Below are 1113 nucleotides of genomic sequence, written 5' to 3'. Positions count from 1 at the left end.
CTTATATTACAAATCACCACCATGCAAGTCGCCATTAACCACCAACCCAGCTTTCCTAATTTAAGTAGTAATCAACAAAAGGATGACCTCTCCTCTCTCCATACCCTCCCAGCTCGCTCGTCATCACAAAACTAAACAGCGCGCGCGAACGCACACCAACGCATCGATCCCGTTTGAATTGCGCGCGAAAGAGCTTAAATTAAGAGGATGAGGAGAAGGTGTCGAAGATGGTGGTGTGGAGCGGGTCGCTGAGGTGGGTGGCCCAGTTGTTGAGGGGCCCCTTGCCGGTGGCGGCGGCCTGCACGGCGAAGCCGAGGAAGGCGACCATGGCGAGGCGGGCGTGCTTGATCTCCGCCAGCTGCAGCCGCTCCTTCTTCTCCGGGTCCGACGCCAACCCGAGCGGGTCGAAGTAGGACCCCCCCGGGTACAGCCTCTTCTCCGGGTCCAGCTCCGCGTTGCGCTGGAACTCGATGTAGCCGATGACGAGCACCTCGATCCAGATCAGCGTCGAGATCGAGAACGGCAGCGGCTGCCCCAGGTACGACGACCCATCCACCAGCTCCACCTTGCCGGCGTCTTGCCAGGTGACGCCGGTGAGCCACTCGACGGAGAGGGCGCCGAGGGTGGCGAGCATGGCCCAGCGGCCGTGGATGAGCTCGCACTCGCGGAAGCGCTGGAGGCCGAACACCTCGGTGTAGGGCTGGAACGGGGTGGACTTCACCTCGCCGGTCTCGAACCGGGTGCCGATGATCTCGCCGGCGTTGTTCTTGGCCAGGTTCTGGTCCAGCGAGTCCAGCTCGAACTGCAGGTACTCCGCCGGCTTCCCGAGGCCGAACGGGTCGAAGCCGTAGTCGCCGACGAGCGACCCGTCCAGGTAGTCCGGCGCCACCGCGCCGGGGAACCACAGCGGCCTGTCCGTCGTCGGCGCCGACGGCCTCGCCGCCTTCTTCGCCGCCGCCTTCTTCCCGCCGCCGAACCCGAACCTCGCCACGATCCTCCCGCTCTGCGGCGCCGGGTCCGCCAGCCTCGTCCCCAGGAACGTGCTCGCCGCCGCTGCCACCGACGACGCCATGGCTGCTCCTCTCCTTCTTCTCCTTCTTCGAGAATATGTGG

At 64.6% G+C, this 1113-nt stretch carries 1 protein-coding gene; it reads right to left on the bottom strand.

Features of this window, described 5'->3' with window-relative positions:
• Positions 1-199: 199 nt before the first annotated feature.
• The coding region (locus OKA04_RS25005) for a chlorophyll a/b-binding protein (RefSeq protein WP_264503865.1) at positions 200-1113 on the bottom strand (914 nt) is incomplete at its 5' end.

The organism is Luteolibacter flavescens, assembly GCF_025950085.1.
GTDB classification, from domain to species: domain Bacteria; phylum Verrucomicrobiota; class Verrucomicrobiia; order Verrucomicrobiales; family Akkermansiaceae; genus Haloferula; species Haloferula flavescens.
This window is presented reverse-complemented; position numbering and strand designations above follow the sequence as displayed.